Below are 16,829 nucleotides of genomic sequence, written 5' to 3' on the forward strand. Positions count from 1 at the left end.
CCAGTTCAGCGCAACGCGAACATGTCCAGCTTCTTCGCATTCATTTTGGTAATCAGCGAGCAGTCGATCAATTGCTTTTCCGGCTTGCCGGTGGCACCGGTCTTCAGAAACTTGTCGGCCTGATCGACGGCTTCGGTCGCGGCCAGCGCGGCGGGTTGCAGAACGGTCGCGCGGATATCGCCGCGCACGATGGCATCACGCACATCGTTGCTGCCATCGAAACCGACCACGATCACGTCGTCGCGTTTGGCGGCCTTCAACGCGGCAGAGGCGCCCATTGCCATCGTGTCGTTGCCGGCAATTACGCCCTTCAGATCGGGATGGCTCTGCAGAATGGTCTCCATCACGGAATACGCTTCTGTCTGGCTCCAGTTAGCGGACTGGCGCTCGACCATCTTCAGATTCGAAAACTGGTCGATCACGTCGTGATAGCCCTTCGAGCGGATCGCGGCGTTGAGGTCCGCCTCACGCCCGACCAGCTCGACATAGTTGCCCTTTTCGCCCATCGCCTTGACGAAAGCGCGGCCGCCCAATTGAGCGCCCTGGTAGTTGTTCGAGACGATCTGCGATACCGCGATACCCGTGGCGTTGATCTCGCGGTCGATCAGGAAAGACGGAATATGAGCGGCCTTGGCTTTCTGGACCGCGGAGATCGACGCTTCAGAACCGGCATTATCGAGAATGATCGCCTTGGCGCCGCGTGCGATGGCGGTATCGACCAGTTCCATCTGCTTGTTGGCGTCGTCGTCATGCGAAAGAACGATGGTGTCGTAGCCGAGCGCCTTGGCGCGGGCATTCGCCGTATCGGCTTCGGCCTTGAAGAACGGATTGTCGTGGGACGGCGTGATGATCGCGATCAGATTGGCCGCGTTCGCCGCACCGCTCGCGGCAAGGGCGAATGTCGTCGCGGCGACGGCTAACCAGCGCTTTGAAGCTTTCATGTCTGTCTCCATTAGGTTTTTTTGCACCTTTACGGCCGCCGGGGCGGACGAGCGCTGTTTTTATCGCCTTAACCACTGATTTCATCACTCATGCGCTCATGATGTCATGATACCAGTCAGGGCGTGTTTGGAAAGAGTCTGAGCGCCAGGGTTTTCGATAGGGACGGTGGGAGCGGTTCGGCAAGGTGCCACCGCGGCTGAAGGGACAGCGGTGGCTACGAGGAATGAGTGACTTCGAAACAGCGTACCTGCCCTCTTAACCCTCGCCCGCCGACCTCGCCATCACCGCGCCCGCCGGCTTCGCCGACGCCGCGGCCGGCACGTTGCGCGCCGCCCATACGGTCGCCAGCAGCTTGAAGGTCGACACGGAGCCAGCCACCGCGAGCAGGATGGGAACAAGAAAGTCATGGCTCACACGGGTGAACTCGAGAATCAGCACCACCGCCGTCAACGGCATCTGCATCGATGCGGCCAGAAACGCCCCCGCGCCGACAATCGCAAAAGCCCCCGAAGACGTGCCCGGCCAGATCATGTTCCATATCCCGCCAAGCACGATCGCGAGCAATGCGCCGTTCGCGAGCCCCGGCGTCAGCAGACCGCCTTCGGCACCGGCACGCAGACTGCCGGCCGTGATCGCAACCTTGAGGATCAGCAGTACCGCCGCCAGCCCGATCGTCAGCTCGCTATTGAACGACAGACCCGCCGGGCCCTTGCCATTGCCGAGCAATTGCGGAAACTCAATGGCCAGCACACCGATGATGGCAAAGTTGATGAGCGCCAGAACCGGCAGTCGCCAGTCCTTCGGCGCATGAGCGCGGGCGCGCGTGGTCAGTTGCGTGAAGCCCCACGCCGCCAGCCCGAAAATGGGACCGCACAGCGCCGACCAGACGACCAGAGGCGTGCTCAGCAGCAGCTGCGGAACCGAATACTGATGCTCGTCGCCCAGACCGATCCAGGCGACCACTGCGGCAATCGAAGACGTCGCCAACGCCGGCACCAACGCGGCCCAGCCGAACGTGCCCAGCAACACTTCGAGCACGAACACCGCGCCGCCTAACGGTACGTTATAGACGGCAGCCAGCCCCGCCCCGGCCCCGCACGCCACCATGATGCGGCTTTCGGCAACCGTCAGCCCCGCGCGATGCGACAGCCAGCCGGCCCACACCGAGCCGATCTCGCGTGGCGCCACCTCGCGGCCAAGCGGCGAGCCCAACGCGACGGTCACGATCTGCAGCACGGCATGAATCACCGTGCTGACGACCGGCATGCGCGGATCTTCCGATTTGACCGCCTTCTTGATGCTGACGAGCGGACGCCCATAGCGATACAGCGCCCACCAGCCGAGACCGGCGACAAGGCCGCAGACGGCCATCACCAGCACTCGCCGTTCGGGCGCCGCGCCGCTCACGCCGCTCAGGAAGCTCTCGTTGCTGATGACGTGCTCGAGGCTGTAGCCAAACGCAACGTGCTGGATCCAGTGCAGCAACAGCGCCAGCGACATGCCGCCGAGACCTGCGCCGACGCCGGTGAGCAAGGTCACGCTGACAAGCACGGCGAACGGGCTTCGGCGATCAGCCGCGGGCTCGGAGGGGATCGGTCTGGTGGACATGGTGAGAGCAATGATAGGAGCTATTTTCGGATGCCGTCATCGTATGCCGCACCACAGCATGAGGCAAATTTATTTTTATAATTTATTGATTCATTTTATGAATATATCTATAGCCAGCACGCGCTCGGGGACGTGCAGACATTAGGGACATCTACTGAGAAACCGCATTTCAAGCATGCAGACGCTTAACCGTCGGCGTACACTCCCTGCGAGCCCGCTGCACGGGGCGCGCGGGTCGCTTGGCGATCCGCCGTAAGGCACGGGTTGTTCGGAGACTTGGAGAAAAAACACATGAGTTGGACTCGGGAACAGAAAAACGTCACTATCGCCGCCTATCTCGGGTGGACGCTCGATGCATTCGATTTCTTTCTGATGGTGTTCATCCTGAAAGATATCGCGAGCGAATTCGGTACGGACGTCAAAACCGTAGCCTTTGGCATCACGTTGAGTCTCATGATGCGTCCAGTCGGCGCACTCATCTTTGGCTGGCTCGCCGATAAATTCGGTCGCCGCCCCACGCTGATGGTCAACATCGCGTGCTATTCGTTGCTTGAACTGCTGTCCGGCTTCTCTCCCAACCTCACCACACTGCTCGTGCTGCGCGCGCTGTTCGGTATCGCCATGGGCGGCGAATGGGGCGTGGGCGGCGCACTGACCATGGAAACCGTGCCGGCCAAATCGCGCGGCATCGTCTCCGGTCTGCTGCAGGCCGGTTATCCAAGCGGCTATCTGCTTGCCTCGGTCGTGTTCGGCGTGCTGTATCAATACATCGGCTGGCGCGGCATGTTCATGGTCGGCGTGCTGCCTGCACTGCTGGTGCTTTATGTGCGCGCGCACGTGCCTGAGTCGCCGGCCTTCAAAACGCTGGAAAAGCGCGCAAGGCCAGGGCTGCTTGCAACGCTGAAGAAGAACGTCGCGTTGTCGATCTACTCGATCATCCTGATGACCGCGTTCAATTTCTTCTCGCACGGCTCACAGGATCTGTACCCAACCTTCCTGCGCGAACAGCATCATTTCGATGCGCATACGGTCTCGCTGATCTCCATCGTGCTGAATATCGGCGCAATCTGCGGGGGCCTCTTCTTCGGCTTCTTCTCCGAGAAAATCGGCCGCAAGCGCGCGATCTTTATCGCAGCACTGATCGCACTGCCGGTTCTGCCGTTGTGGGCGTTCTCGACCACGCCGGTGCTACTGGCGGTCGGCGCGTTCCTGATGCAGATTTCGGTGCAGGGCGCCTGGGGTGTGATCCCGGTCCACCTGAATGAAATCTCGCCGGATGAAATCCGCGCTACCTTCCCGGGCCTCGTGTACCAGCTCGGCAACCTGCTCGCTTCGGTCAACGCGCCGCTGCAGGCAGGCCTCGCCGAGAAGCACGGCAACAACTATGCGCTAGTCATGGCCGTGGTGATCGGTATCGTCGCCGTGGTAATTGCGGTACTGATTCCGTTTAGTCGTGAACGTCGAGGCATAGATATGACACAATCTGCCAAAGAGGTTGCAGCGGTTTAGTATCAGCAGCACCGAAAGACGCGAAACACACTTATAGGCGGCCCCAGGCCGCCACGCCAGGCAGTACCCGCGAGGCCGTTCCGATTGCTATCGGAACGGCCTTTTTTATTCGGCAACCGGAACAGCAACCGTGCGGTGTCCGAAGCATTTGATGCACCGCAGCGGTGCTTTTTTAGAGGAGTCCGTCCATAGAGAGCCCTTGCCCGATGATCCATAACCTTCTTATCCTGAAAAAAACGCGCGTTTCAAATGCGCATTTGAATCGCTTGTTTGCGGCCGGGTAACCGGTAATTGGGAGACGCAACATGGCAGTTCGTACGACAGGCCGGCACACCGGCGACACGAAGTCTCGCATCCTCGATGCCGCAGAAACGCTGTTCATTGAATGCGGTTACGAGGCCATGTCGCTGCGTCAGATTACCTCGCGCGCCGAGGTCAATCTCGCAGCGGTCAACTATCACTTCGGCAGCAAGGAAGCGCTGATTCACGCGATGCTCTCGCGTCGCCTCGACCGCCTCAACCAGGAACGGGTCAAGCTGCTTGAGCGTTTCGACAGCATGCTCGGTCCCCGGCTTACCTGCGAGCACGTGCTGGGCGCGATGTTCATTCCGGCGTTGCGGCTGTCGCGCGATCCGCGGGTGGGCGGTAAGGCGTTCCTGCGTCTGCTCGGACGCGCGTACACCGATCCGTCGTCGTTCATTCGCGACTTTCTGAATGGACACTACGCCCTGGTGGCGGAGCGTTTCTTTGCAGCGTTCCAGCGCGCGCTGCCGCATCTGCCGCGCGACGAACTCGGCTGGCGCCTGCACTTTGCGATCGGCGCGCTCTCCGGCGTACTGGCGGGCACCGATACCGACAGCCTGATCACGGAGTTCTCGCAAGGCAAGTCGATGAACGATCTGCAACTGATCGCGCGCCTCGCCTCGCTGATGGTCGCCGCGCTCAAGGCGCCGCTACCCGATGCGACCCAGCTGGCCGCCTTCGCGGCCGTACTGGGCGATGCCACCGAAGGTACGGGCGACGGTCAGGACAGTGGCAGCGGCTGCAGCGCAGCGGCTGCGCTGGGCGCCACCGAACCCGAGGCGCTGTCACGTGAACCGGAACGCCTGGGCGGTGGACTGAGTGGCGGCCTGAGCGGTTCATTGCGGCACGTCGCGCACGGCGCAGTCTGAGCAGGTCACGTCCGGGCCGGCCCGGATGTGACCGCCCTGTCTCCCACCGGCGCCGCGGTGCACCTGGCACCGCATGTGCTGTCAAACAAACAATGCGAACCTTCCGCATCCTGCGGACGCGTCCGCGCGCACCATCAAATCAGGAGGAAACGCCATGTCATGGTTCTTCTTAGTGCTGGTTCTCGCCGCTGCGGCACTCGTCTATGTGCAGGCCCGCGCCTCGTGGTGGCTCGCCTTCCTGATCGTATGGGTCGCCGCCGCGCATCTGAGCGGCGCGGCGGGGCCGGTTGCTACGGCTATCCTCGCCATCGTGTTCGTGCTGCCCGCGCTTGTTCTCACGCTCAAGCCGTTGCGGCGTGCCTGGATATCGAAGCCGGTGCTCGAGATCTTTCGCAAGATCCTGCCGGAGATGTCGCCGACCGAGCGCGATGCCATCGAAGCAGGCACGGTCTGGTGGGACGCTGCACTGTTCTCCGGACGCCCGCATTGGGACACTCTGCTTGGGCACGGCCCCGCGAAACTCACTGCTGAAGAGCAGTCGTTTCTCGACGTCGAATGCCAGCATCTGAGCGATCTCGCCAACGACTGGGAAACCACCGCTGTCTGGCAAGACCTGTCGCCGCAAACCTGGCAATACATCAAGGAGCGCGGCTTCCTCGGCATGATCATTCCGAAGCAGTACGGCGGCAAGCAGTTCTCCGCTTACGCGCATTCGCAGGTCATCATGAAGCTTGCGACGCGTTGCTCGGCCGCCGCCGTTTCGGTGATGGTGCCGAACTCGCTCGGGCCGGCCGAACTGCTGATGCACTACGGCACGGAAGAGCAGAAGAACCACTACCTGCCGCGTCTCGCGCGCGGTATCGAAATCCCCTGTTTCGCGTTGACGAGTCCGTACGCGGGTTCGGATGCTGCGGCAATTCCCGATGTGGGCATCGTCTGCAAAGGCACCTTTGAAGGCCGCGAGACGCTCGGCTTTCGCGTCACCTGGGACAAGCGCTACATCACGCTCGGACCGATTGCGACCGTACTCGGCCTCGCGTTCCGTGCGCTCGATCCCGATCATCTGCTCGGTTCTACTGATGAACCCGGCATCACCTGCGCGCTGATTCCGACCAGTCATCCTGGCGTCAACATCGGCCGCCGTCACTGGCCGCTCAACGCCGTGTTCCAGAACGGTCCGAACTCGGGCAAGGACGTCTTCATACCGCTCGACTGGGTGATCGGCGGACGCGATCAGGTCGGCAACGGCTGGCGCATGCTGATGGAATGCCTCGCCGCGGGCCGCGCGATCTCGCTGCCGTCGTCGAATGTCGGCATGGCGAAGATCGCCGTGCGCGGTACCGGTGCCTACGCCGCCGTGCGCCGCCAGTTCCGCACCGCGGTCGGCAAGTTCGAAGGAGTGCAGGAAGCGCTCGGCCGCATGGGCGGCAACCTGTACGTCATGGACGCGGCACGGCGACTCTCCGCGCACGCAGTCGATCTCGGCGAAAAACCTTCGGTGATCTCGGCGATCGCGAAGTATCACGTCACCGAGCGCGCCCGCAAGGTCATCAACGACGGCATGGACGTCACCGCCGGCAAGGGCATCTGCATGGGACCGTCGAATTTTCTCGCGCGTGCCTACCAGCAGGTGCCGGTGTCGATCACCGTCGAAGGGGCGAACATTCTCACGCGCTGCCTGATCATCTTCGGCCAGGGTGCCATCCGCTGCCACCCGTATGTGCTCAAGGAAATGGCTGCGACGCGTGAAGCAGACCGCGGCAAAGCGCTGCGCGAATTCGATGAAGCGTTCTTCGGGCATGTCAGCTTTACGCTGTCGAACGTCGTGCGCAGCTTCATCTATGGCATCACGGCCGGCGCATTCATCAGGAGACCGCAGCGTGCGTATGCGCCGCTGGTCCCCTACTATCGCGCAGCCACGCGTATCTCCACGGTGTTCGCGCTGCTCGCCGACGTATCGATGTTCGTGCTGGGCGGCGATCTGAAGCGGCGCGAGCGGATTTCCGGCCGGCTGGGCGACGTGCTGTCGCAGCTCTATCTGATCTCGGCGACACTCAAGCGCTTTGAGGACGAAGGCCGTCAGGAAAGCGACCTGCCGCTCGTGCGCTGGGGCGTCGAGGATGCATTGCATCAGGCGCAGGAGGCTATCGACGGCGTGCTGGTTAACTATCCGAACCGTCTCGCCGCGGGTCTCGTGCGTCTGCTGGCGTTTCCGTTCGGCCTGCCACATCGTGCGCCTTCCGACACGCTCGGAACGGCAATCGCCGAACTGATGCAAACGCCGGGCGCAGCGCGTGAACGGCTGGTATCCGACTCCTATGTGCCGCATCCTGACGTCGACCCGCTCGGGTACGGCGAACTGCTGTTCGCGCTGAGTCCGAGTATCGACGCCATCGATCGCAAGCTGCGCGATGCGGTCAAGCAGGGCCTGCTCGCGCCGATGCCGCAGAGCCTCGCCCATCTCGCGGAGTGGACCGCCAACGCCCAACAGCAGAGTCTGCTCGACACCGACGAGCGGCGAGTGCTCGACGACTATGCCCGCTATGGCGCCGAGGTCATCAAGGTGGACGACTTCGAACCAGACTTCGGCATGCTCGAAGCGCTGCAGCGGCGTAAGGAGGCACTGGAAAAAGCGATGCAGCTTGCAGCCTGAGCGTTGCGCCGTGCACACTGATGCATCACGTCATCCAAACCTGAAACCCAGGCATACGAAAGCAACCCCGACTGGCCAGCGGAGCAACAGAAGATGAACGACACCTACCTGAACTTCGTGAACTCGCCGTTCGGCGCGCGCCTCGCGCGCTCGATCGGCTTGCCGAAGCCCGAGGTATTGCGCCGCTATCGCGCGGACCAGCCTGAGTTCGATGGACTCGTGGCGATCGGCACGGGGCGCGAGCCGCGTCTGCTCAATGCGCTGGCGGGTGTGATCGCGCGCACCGGTTTTACCAGCGTCGCGCACCAAAGCGCCGGATTGTGGATATCGCTCGCGGCGCGTCATGGTCTGATGACGGGGCGCTTCGAGCCCGCCGAAGCCGGACCGCATGGACGGGTTGCCGCGCTGATTTTCGACGCGAGCGGTATCGAAGACAGCGGCCAGCTCGATACGCTGTTCGCGTTCTTTCACGACACGCTGCGCTCGCTCGGCAAATGCGGCCGCATCGTTGTGCTTGGGCGGCCGCCCGAAGCATGTGCGAGCTCGCGGCAATGGACCGCGCAACGTGCGCTCGAAGGACTCACGCGTTCGCTCGGCAAGGAGGCGCGGCGCGGCGTCACGGCTAATCTGGTCTACGTTGCAGAAGGCGCTGAACATGAAGCCGAGGCGACGCTGCGCTTTTTTCTGTCGCCACGCTCGGCGTATGTTTCGGGTCAGGTGGTGCGCGTTGCTGCGAACGGCACCTCTCACGCAACCCCGTTCGACTGGGCTCAACCTCTCGCCGGCAAACGCGCGATCGTAACCGGTGCGGCACGCGGAATCGGTGCGGCGATCGCCAGCGCTCTCTCAGCCGAAGGCGCGCACGTCATCGGCATCGATATCCCCTCGGCCAAAGACGCGCTCGACGCCACCATCCGGCCACTCGGCGGTACTGCCCTCGCCTTCGATATCGCCGCCGCCGAGACACCCGCGCAGATCGCCGCGGCGCTCGATGAACTCGGTGTCGACATCGTCGTGCACAACGCCGGCATCACGAAGGACAAAACCATCGCCCGCATGACAGAAGCCGCGTGGCACAGCGTGATCGACATCAACCTGTCCGCGCAGGAACGCCTCGACGACGCCCTGCTCGCGGCCGGGACGCTGCGCGACGGCGGCCGCATCGTGTGCGTGTCGTCGATCAGCGGCATCGCCGGCAACATGGGTCAGACCAATTACGCAACCTCGAAAGCGGGCGTGATCGGCCGCGTGCAAAGCATGGCTATCCCGTTAGGCAAACGAAACATCACGATCAACGCCGTGGCCCCCGGTTTCATCGAAACGCAGATGACCGCAAAAATTCCGCTGGCCATCCGCGAAGCCGGACGCCGGATGAATTCGATGAGCCAGGGCGGTCAACCTGTGGACGTGGCCCAGACTATTGCGTGGCTCGCGCATCCTGGATCGGCAGGCGTCACCGGCCAGGTGGTGCGCGTCTGCGGTCAAAGCCTGATCGGAGCATGAGCATGCACGAGCCCTCCGGCATCGGCCAGGCTTACGGCACGGTACGCCCGAAGACGGTGGTCATCGAGGCGTTACCCGCGCCGGCGAAGCTGTATGCGCGCGCGCTGTCCGGCCTGATCAAACGCGGCCGCCCCTCCCAGTTGCCGGCGCTGCGGCTCGTGCGTCCGGCGGCGCCGCTCGCGCCGGCAGCGATCGAACGTTACGCGCGAGTCTGCGGTTTTATCCCCGAGCACGGCGTGCCCTTGACTTTCCCGCATCTGCTCGCCTTCCCGCTGCATCTGCTGATGCTGACCGATCCGGCCTTCCCATGGCCCGCGCTCGGGCTCGTGCATCTCGCCAATCACGTGCGGCTGCGCAGACCGCTCGCGTACAACGAGGCGTTGCGGGTCGAGGTCGAATTCGGCGCCTTGCTGCGTCACGACAAGGGTCAGGCGTTCGTACTGCATACGCGCCTGTACCGGCGCGGCGAAGCGGTGTGGGACGGCGACAGCGTCTATCTGAAGCGCGGTGCAGCCCCAATGGGCGATCCGCTAGCCGCACTCGAGATCGAACGCGACACGTTGCACCGAGTGGCACGCTGGCAGCTTCCTGCGCAACTCGGGCGGGACTACGCACATGCTTCCGGCGACTACAACCCGATTCATCTGACCACGCTGACGGCCAAGGCATTTGGTTTCCCACGCGCCATCGCACACGGCATGTGGACGCTCGCGCGCAGCGCCGCCGCGCTGCAGCCGCCCAAGCCGCTCGCCGAAGCGGTCATCAGCGCGGAATTCAAGCTGCCGATGCTGCTGCCCGGCGACGCCTCGTTATGGACCAGCTCACCCTCGCCCAGCACACGCGAACTGGAAGTGCGTGACGCGGCTGGTGACAAACCGCATTTGCGCGGCCGCTTTCAATGGACATCTCTATGAACCGGCCACCGTCATGACCCATCGTTCGCCCTTTTGAGCTCGCGGTGCGCCATACCCGCAAAGCTGCAAACGGCCCATCCACGCACCAGTCGCGGCCACCGCTCAACCCGATCAACCCGCCTTACCCTGCAAGGAGTCACGCATGTCCCACCCGCTTCCCGCTGTGCGACGCGTCGCCATCATCGGCGGCAACCGGATTCCGTTTGCGCGTTCGAACACCGCCTACGCGAGCGCCTCGAACCAGGACATGCTGACCTTCACGCTGCAAGGGCTGGTTGACCGCTTCAACCTGCACGGCGAGCGCCTCGGCGAAGTGGCAGCGGGCGCGGTCATCAAGCATTCGCGCGACTTCAACCTCACGCGCGAGTCGGTCCTCTCCACCACCCTCGCGAAAGAAACCCCAGCCTACGACGTACAGCAGGCCTGCGGCACCGGCCTGGAAGCTGCCATCCTCGTTGCCAACAAGATCGCGTTGGGACAGATTGAAGTGGGCATTGCAGGCGGCGTCGATACCACCTCGGACGCGCCGATCGGCGTCAACGAGCGGATGCGCAAGATCCTGCTCGAAGCGAATCGCGGCAAGACGCCTGGCCAACGGGTCGGCGCACTGACCAAACTAAGGCCCGGCATGTTCTTCAAACCGCTCCTGCCGCGCAATGGCGAACCGCGCACCGGCCTCTCGATGGGCGAGCACTGCGAGCTGATGGCCAAGCGCTGGAGCATTGCGCGCGAGGCGCAGGACGAACTGGCCTACGAGAGCCATCGCAAGCTCGCCGACGCCTACACACGTGGCTTTCTCAACGATCTGATGACGCCCTACAAAGGCCTCGCGCGCGATAACAACCTGCGCGCCGATCTGACGCTGGAAAAACTGGCCGGCCTGAAACCCGTGTTCGACCGCGATGCCGGCACACTAACTGCCGGCAATTCGACGCCGCTCACCGACGGCGCCTCCGCGGTGCTGCTCGCCAGCGAAGCGTGGGCTGCAGAACACGGCCTGCCGGTGCTCGCCTATCTGAGCTGGTCGGAGACCGCTGCGGTCGACTACTTCGACAAAAAAGAGGGCCTGCTGATGGCGCCCGCCTACGCCGTGCCACGCATGCTGGCCCGTGCCGGACTCAGCCTGCAGGACTTCGACCTGTACGAGATTCACGAAGCTTTTGCGGCCCAGGTGCTATGCACGCTCACAGCGTGGCAGGATGATGAGTACTGCCGCACACAACTGGGCTTATCCGGAACGCTCGGTGCGATCGACCGTGCGAAACTGAACGTCAATGGCAGCTCTCTCGCCACCGGTCATCCATTCGCCGCAACCGGTGGACGAATTGTCGCCGGCCTCGCGAAGATGCTTGCACAGCTCGACAAACCGGCTGGCACAGCGCGCGGTCTCATTTCGATTTGCGCAGCGGGCGGCCAGGGCGTTGTTGCGATTCTCGAACGCTAGCTCCCGCCATGCATTTTCACCGTACATAGCCAGCCATAGGCATACATAACGGACACAGACGAAGCGTTTCGCTTCAGGAGACAAAAGATGAACCAACCTATCCAGTCGGCGCCTACCGCGCCTCTCGATGCCAAACCGGCACCGCGCGCACCGAATACCGACGGCATCTGGTATGCGTCGTACCCAGCGGATGTGCCACACGAAATCGACGTGCGGCAGTACGAATCGATCGTGCAGTTCTTCGACGAATGCACCACGCAGTTCCGCGAACGGGTTGCGTATGTGAGTGTCGGCGCCAATCTGACCTATGGAGAACTGGCGCGCAAGGCCACGGCTTTCGCCGCATGGCTGCAGGACATCGGCGTCAAACCGGGCGAACGGGTCGCCATCATGCTTCCCAACACCTTCCAGTATCCGGTCGCATTGTTCGGCATCCTGAAGGCTGGTGCGGTGGTGGTCAACGTCAATCCGCTCTACACGGTGCGTGAACTGGCGCATCAGCTGAAAGACAGCGGCGCGCAGACCATCATCGTGTTCGAGAACTTCGCGAAGACCGTCGAACAGGCGCTGCCTGGCACACGCGTGCAGAACGTGGTGGTCACCGGTCTCGGCGACCTGCTCGCCGACGGCCTGAATCTCAAGGGACGGCTACTCAATTTCATGCTGCGGCACGTGAAAAAGATGGTGCCGAAGTATCACCTGCCAAAGGCGGTGCGTCTGCTCGACGTGCTCGCCATCGGTTATACAAAACCACTGACGCCAGTGCGTCTCACGCAAGGCGATCTGGCGTTCCTGCAATACACGGGCGGCACGACCGGCGTCGCCAAGGGGGCGATGCTCACGCATCAGAACATCATCGCCAACCTGCTGCAGGCGAAGGTCTGGTCGCAGGGGCAATTGAGCGGCGAGATCGAGACCGTGCTCACCCCGCTGCCGCTTTATCACATCTATTCGCTGACCGTGAATGCGATGATCTTCATGGGGCTCGGCGGGCGCAACATCCTGATCGCCAATCCGCGCGACACCAAACGCGTGATGATGATCATCCGTCACGAGAAATTCACCGGCATCACCGCCGTCAATACGCTCTACAGCGCGTTCCTCGAAAACGAGGAGTTCAGAAAGCGCGACTTCTCGAACCTGAAACTCGCCATGGCCGGCGGCATGGCGACGCAAAAGGCTGTCGCCGAGCGCTTCAAGGCGGTGACAGGCAAGCCGATCATCGAAGGCTATGGCCTCACCGAATGCTCGCCGATCGTCTCGATGAACCCGGTGGACCTGAAGAACCTGCGCGATTGCGAAGGCTCGATCGGCCTGCCGGCGCCCTCCACCCAGGTGCGCTTCAAGAAAGACGACGGTGCCTGGGCCAATATCGGCGAAGCGGGTGAACTGTGCGTCAAGGGTCCGCAGGTGATGAAAGGCTACTGGAACCGGCCCGACGAAACCGCCAAGGTCTTCGACGAAGATGGCTGGCTCGCTACCGGCGACATCGGTGTGATGGATTCACGCGGTTTCATGCGCCTGATCGACCGCAAGAAAGACATGATTCTCGTCTCCGGCTTCAACGTCTATCCGAACGAAATCGAGGATGTGATCGCCATGCACCCCGATGTACGCGAAGTGGCGGCTATCGGTATTCCCGACCCCGCGCAGGGAGAACGCGTCAAGGTGTTCATCGTTTCGCGCAATCCCGCGCTGACCGCTGAGAAGGTCATCGAGCACTGCCGCAAGAATCTGACCGGCTACAAGGTGCCGAAGGCCGTCGAGTTCCGCAGCGAACTCCCGCAGACCAATGTCGGCAAAATCTTGCGGCGGGCGCTACGCGACGAGGAACTCGCGAAAGAAAAGCGTGCCTGAGAGGAAGCACGCCTCGAACGGCATGACCGAGCGCGATTCCGCCAACACTGGATCTGGAGGGAGATGAATGAAGCACTGCCGCTCGTGCAGCCTGGATCGCCGTCTGGATTACCTTCCCCCCCTTGACGATGGGTGTCGCTTGCATCCATCGCTCAAGCCTGCTCCGGCCGCATCAGCACCGGCGCTCAGGCGCACCGCGCACCTGCTGCGGCGCGCACTGGCCTCCTCGTTGCTCGCCAGCGCGGCGCTGGGTTTGGCGCCTGCTGCGGCATTCGCGCAATCGGCCCCGCAACCCGCCAGCGCGCCGGCCTCGGCGGACGCCGGTGCTGCCAGCACCGCGCAGGCACCCTCCACGCCGCCATCGCAGGCCGGCAAGCTGACCCTCGACCAACAGGTGCACTGGTTGCGGCAGGCGCAGGAAAGCGGCGAACTGGAAAAGCTCGACGATGCGCAACTCACGTCGTTGTTCCAGTCGCTCGATCCGCTCACGCTGCCGCGTTTGATCAAGGACGGGCCGAACGGCTACCCATCGTACGAATTCACGATGCTGCGCTGGGAGCGTCTCAAGGGCGAGTGGCCCGACAAGCCCGATCACATGCTGGTGCGCATCGCTCACGACCCGCTGCGAATCTACGCGAAATGGTTGCCGGATGGCGCGCATGCAGGCCAGGAGATCATCTACGACGAGTCCAAACGGGCCGATGAAATGTATGGGCACCTGGGCGGCATACTGGGCGTGATGCCGTTGTGGACTTCGACGACAGGCGCATTGGCTCGCTCGCAATCGAACCACCAGGTGCGCGATCTCGGCACCGAATACATCGCCGGCCAGTATCTGGATGAAGGGAAAAAATACGTCGAGGCAGGCGTGCCGCGCTCTACCCACATCAGTGTGCAAACTATCGAAGGGGTACGGGTCGTTACCTTCACATACGAAACGCCGATCGGTCAGCCGCAGTTCTATGCGAAGAAAGAAACGCTCGGGCTCGATTTGCGGCATCCGTATTTCCGCACGGCCGAGTCCTACGCGAACGACGGGAAGATCTTCGAGAAGATCGTCTTCGAGAGCATTACGCCGAAGACCTTCGACGATGCGACGTTCGATCCGAAAAACCCGGCTTATAAGTTCTGAGCGATAACGGCGGTGCTGCCACCGGCACCACCACTTCAGCTTTCGCGCGGGCCCATCAGGAATGCAATCGCGGCGCTGCCTCTCGCGTACTGATGACGGGAGTGTTCGACCATCCGGCCCGAACGCAACGCAAGTTGTTCAAGCACGAAATGATCGGATGCGCGCGTGACGCCGACCAGCAAACCTGGCGTCGCAGCGAGCCGCGGTGCAAGTGTCGTGTACCAGAGCATGCCGATGTCGTCGCCGGTTTCGAAAACCGGCATCGCGCCGTGGCCCGCATCGACTGAGAACGCTCTCGCGTCCACGAGGCTGGCATCCACTACCGCGACTGTGGTGGGCGCGCTAGCGGCGCGAGCCATCCACGGCCAGGCAGAACCTGTCGTAGAGAGCCACGCGCCGGTCATCAAAAATGTACGCCTGTCCATCGTTCGTACCTGCGTGATTCACTCAGACGTAAGCCTTCATCGCATCCGCCGTTGCGCCTTTGCGCCGACATCTGTACATCACTCACGTATATCCACGCCGGTCACGCCACGCCGCCGGCCATACACCCTGTTTCCCAGGCGAAAGAATCCCGGCTGGATCCAGCGCGTCCTTGATCGTTTCCGACAAACGCAGCAAGGCGCCGTCGTTAAAGTTGTACTGCGCCGCTGCAAAATCCATATACGCAAGATGCGTTCGATACTCGCCATATCCGGCCGCGCGCGCGTCGCTGATCAGCACGCGCAGCAGATCGCCCGCGAGGTCCGCCTGCTGCGCGTCGTCGCGATCGAAAATCGCGGCAAAAATATGGTGCAAATGGCGCGTGCCCACCGTGAAGCCACCGTAGTAATCGAAGCCGTACTCGGTCGCGCGCGCCTTCGCCATCGTGTATTGACGCATCGCATCGCGCCCGGTCGCGGGACATATCGGCGAGAAGTCCACATGCGCACCCGCGCCGCCGCGCCAGTCGAGCATGCGGAACGCGGTCATCGCGGGAATGCCGGACATGTTGCGGTCACCGCCACCGGACGGCTGCGCATCCCCGCTATAGCGGCTCGCCAGAAAGCGGGCCTGCGGCACCTGTGCGAAGGCACGCTTCACAAGCGCGTACTGCGCGTCGATCACCTCCGGTGTGCCGTACAGCGCGAAGTGCAGATTCCACCGGCCGACCTTCAGGTGCTCGAGCATCGCCGCAAGCGCGCTTTCCGGCATCGCGCCCGGGCCGTCATACCACTGCGTCCGCGACGTGATACCCGCCGCGCGGCGCAGGCCGCCTTCGATCACCGCGTTATTGCGAATCGTCTCAGCGAGGCGCAGCGGCCGCAATATCTCGACAATCGCTTCGAGGTCCTGCTCATGTTGAAACTGGATTTCGCCGAGCAGATAAGCGGGCGGCGCGGGCATCAACCACACGCCCATTTTCGTGACCACACCGTAGTTGGACTGCATGAACATCGCGTCAAACGATGGTCCGTAGCCCGGCTGATAGGTCTGCCAGGAGGTGCCGATGTCGATCCCTCCCATTCCTGTGCGCACGACATCGCCGTTAGCCAGCACGATCTCCATGCCGCACTGGGTGGCAGCGTGATCGCCGTACGACGTGTAGCCGAAGCCGCGTTCCAGCGTGTTGCCGATCACGCTGCCCCAGCCGGCCGCCGGCGGATCGACCCACAGCCGGTAGCCCTTGCTGCGTAGCCAGGCGTACAGATCGAAGTAGCTGACGCCGGGCTCGACGAGCGCGTAAGCCAGCGTTTCGTTAACCTCAATAATGCGGTTCATCCGCTGCAGATCGAGCACCACTGAGCCCGTCAGCCGCGGCGCGGCGCCGCCATAGGCAAAGTTGCGGCCGGTGGACACAGTCCATAGCGGAATACGGTAGTGCGTCGCGATGCGCAGAATGGCCTGGATCGCTTCGACCGAATCCGGCCGCAGCGCGGCAGATGCAGAGAACGCCGCAGCCTGACCGGGCGCGAACGGATCGCGATACGACGCGAGGTCGATCCCGGAGGACACGACGTTCTCCTCGCCGACAATCGCCGTCCATTCGGCAAGCGCCCGGTCGAACTGGGCTTCCGCGATATTCGGCGGCAAGATGCGTGTCAAAACGTCTCCT

Annotated in this window: 12 protein-coding genes; 8 read left to right on the forward strand and 4 right to left on the reverse strand. The window is 62.8% G+C overall.

Annotation, left to right across the window (positions count from 1 at the left end; translation table 11 throughout):
• Positions 1 to 5: 5 nt before the first annotated feature.
• Entirely contained in the window at positions 6 to 941 is a 936-nt protein-coding gene (locus P3T17_RS14470; RefSeq protein ID WP_429407436.1) for a D-ribose ABC transporter substrate-binding protein, read from the reverse strand.
• 256 nt (positions 942 to 1,197) lie between these two features.
• Positions 1,198 to 2,550, reverse strand: a complete 1,353-nt coding sequence (locus tag P3T17_RS14475; protein ID WP_429407438.1) for a chloride channel protein — start codon at positions 2,548 to 2,550, stop codon at positions 1,198 to 1,200.
• Positions 2,551 to 2,841: 291 nt separating this feature from the next.
• On the opposite strand from P3T17_RS14475, the gene P3T17_RS14480 reads away from it, so the two are divergent.
• The 8 genes from P3T17_RS14480 to P3T17_RS14515 all read left to right on the forward strand — a co-directional run bounded on the left by P3T17_RS14480 (position 2,842) and on the right by P3T17_RS14515 (position 14,734).
• The gene (locus P3T17_RS14480) at positions 2,842 to 4,059 is read left to right on the forward strand and encodes an MFS transporter (protein ID WP_429407440.1); all 1,218 of its coding nucleotides are present in this window, start codon (positions 2,842 to 2,844) and stop codon (positions 4,057 to 4,059) included.
• A gap of 305 nt (positions 4,060 to 4,364) precedes the next feature.
• Complete coding sequence (locus tag P3T17_RS14485; protein WP_429407441.1) at positions 4,365 to 5,231, forward strand: TetR/AcrR family transcriptional regulator; 867 nt, start codon at positions 4,365 to 4,367, stop codon at positions 5,229 to 5,231.
• Between the two features lie 154 nt (positions 5,232 to 5,385).
• Positions 5,386 to 7,884, forward strand: a complete 2,499-nt coding sequence (locus tag P3T17_RS14490; RefSeq protein WP_429407443.1) for an acyl-CoA dehydrogenase — start codon at positions 5,386 to 5,388, stop codon at positions 7,882 to 7,884.
• 93 nt (positions 7,885 to 7,977) lie between these two features.
• Positions 7,978 to 9,387 carry a 3-oxoacyl-ACP reductase gene (locus tag P3T17_RS14495; RefSeq protein WP_429407444.1) on the forward strand — a complete coding sequence of 470 codons (1,410 nt, stop codon included), beginning with the start codon at positions 7,978 to 7,980 and terminating at the stop codon, positions 9,385 to 9,387.
• On the forward strand, positions 9,384 to 10,301 hold the full coding sequence (locus tag P3T17_RS14500; protein WP_429407446.1) for a MaoC/PaaZ C-terminal domain-containing protein: 918 nt from the start codon (positions 9,384 to 9,386) through the stop codon (positions 10,299 to 10,301). The genes P3T17_RS14495 and P3T17_RS14500 overlap by 4 nt, the downstream gene beginning before the upstream one ends.
• A gap of 142 nt (positions 10,302 to 10,443) precedes the next feature.
• Positions 10,444 to 11,745 carry an acetyl-CoA C-acetyltransferase gene (locus P3T17_RS14505; protein WP_074264946.1) on the forward strand — a complete coding sequence of 434 codons (1,302 nt, stop codon included), beginning with the start codon at positions 10,444 to 10,446 and terminating at the stop codon, positions 11,743 to 11,745.
• Positions 11,746 to 11,832: 87 nt separating this feature from the next.
• A complete protein-coding gene (locus P3T17_RS14510; RefSeq protein ID WP_074264947.1) occupies positions 11,833 to 13,602 on the forward strand; it encodes an AMP-binding protein in 1,770 nt (589 codons plus the stop codon).
• 67 nt (positions 13,603 to 13,669) lie between these two features.
• Entirely contained in the window at positions 13,670 to 14,734 is a 1,065-nt protein-coding gene (locus P3T17_RS14515) for a DUF1571 domain-containing protein (protein WP_429407448.1), read from the forward strand.
• A gap of 35 nt (positions 14,735 to 14,769) precedes the next feature.
• Here the strand turns inward: P3T17_RS14515 and P3T17_RS14520 are convergent, their stop codons facing one another.
• Together P3T17_RS14520 and P3T17_RS14525 are read right to left on the reverse strand one after the other, a co-directional pair.
• Positions 14,770 to 15,159, reverse strand: a complete 390-nt coding sequence (locus P3T17_RS14520; RefSeq protein WP_429407450.1) for a hypothetical protein — start codon at positions 15,157 to 15,159, stop codon at positions 14,770 to 14,772.
• Positions 15,160 to 15,241: 82 nt separating this feature from the next.
• Positions 15,242 to 16,819, reverse strand: coding sequence for an FAD-binding protein (locus P3T17_RS14525; RefSeq protein ID WP_429407452.1), 1,578 nt, complete (start codon positions 16,817 to 16,819; stop codon positions 15,242 to 15,244).
• Positions 16,820 to 16,829 lie beyond the last annotated feature (10 nt).

The sequence above is a fragment of the Paraburkholderia sp. GAS82 genome, assembly GCF_050436285.1.
Lineage (GTDB): Bacteria > Pseudomonadota > Gammaproteobacteria > Burkholderiales > Burkholderiaceae > Paraburkholderia > Paraburkholderia phenazinium_B.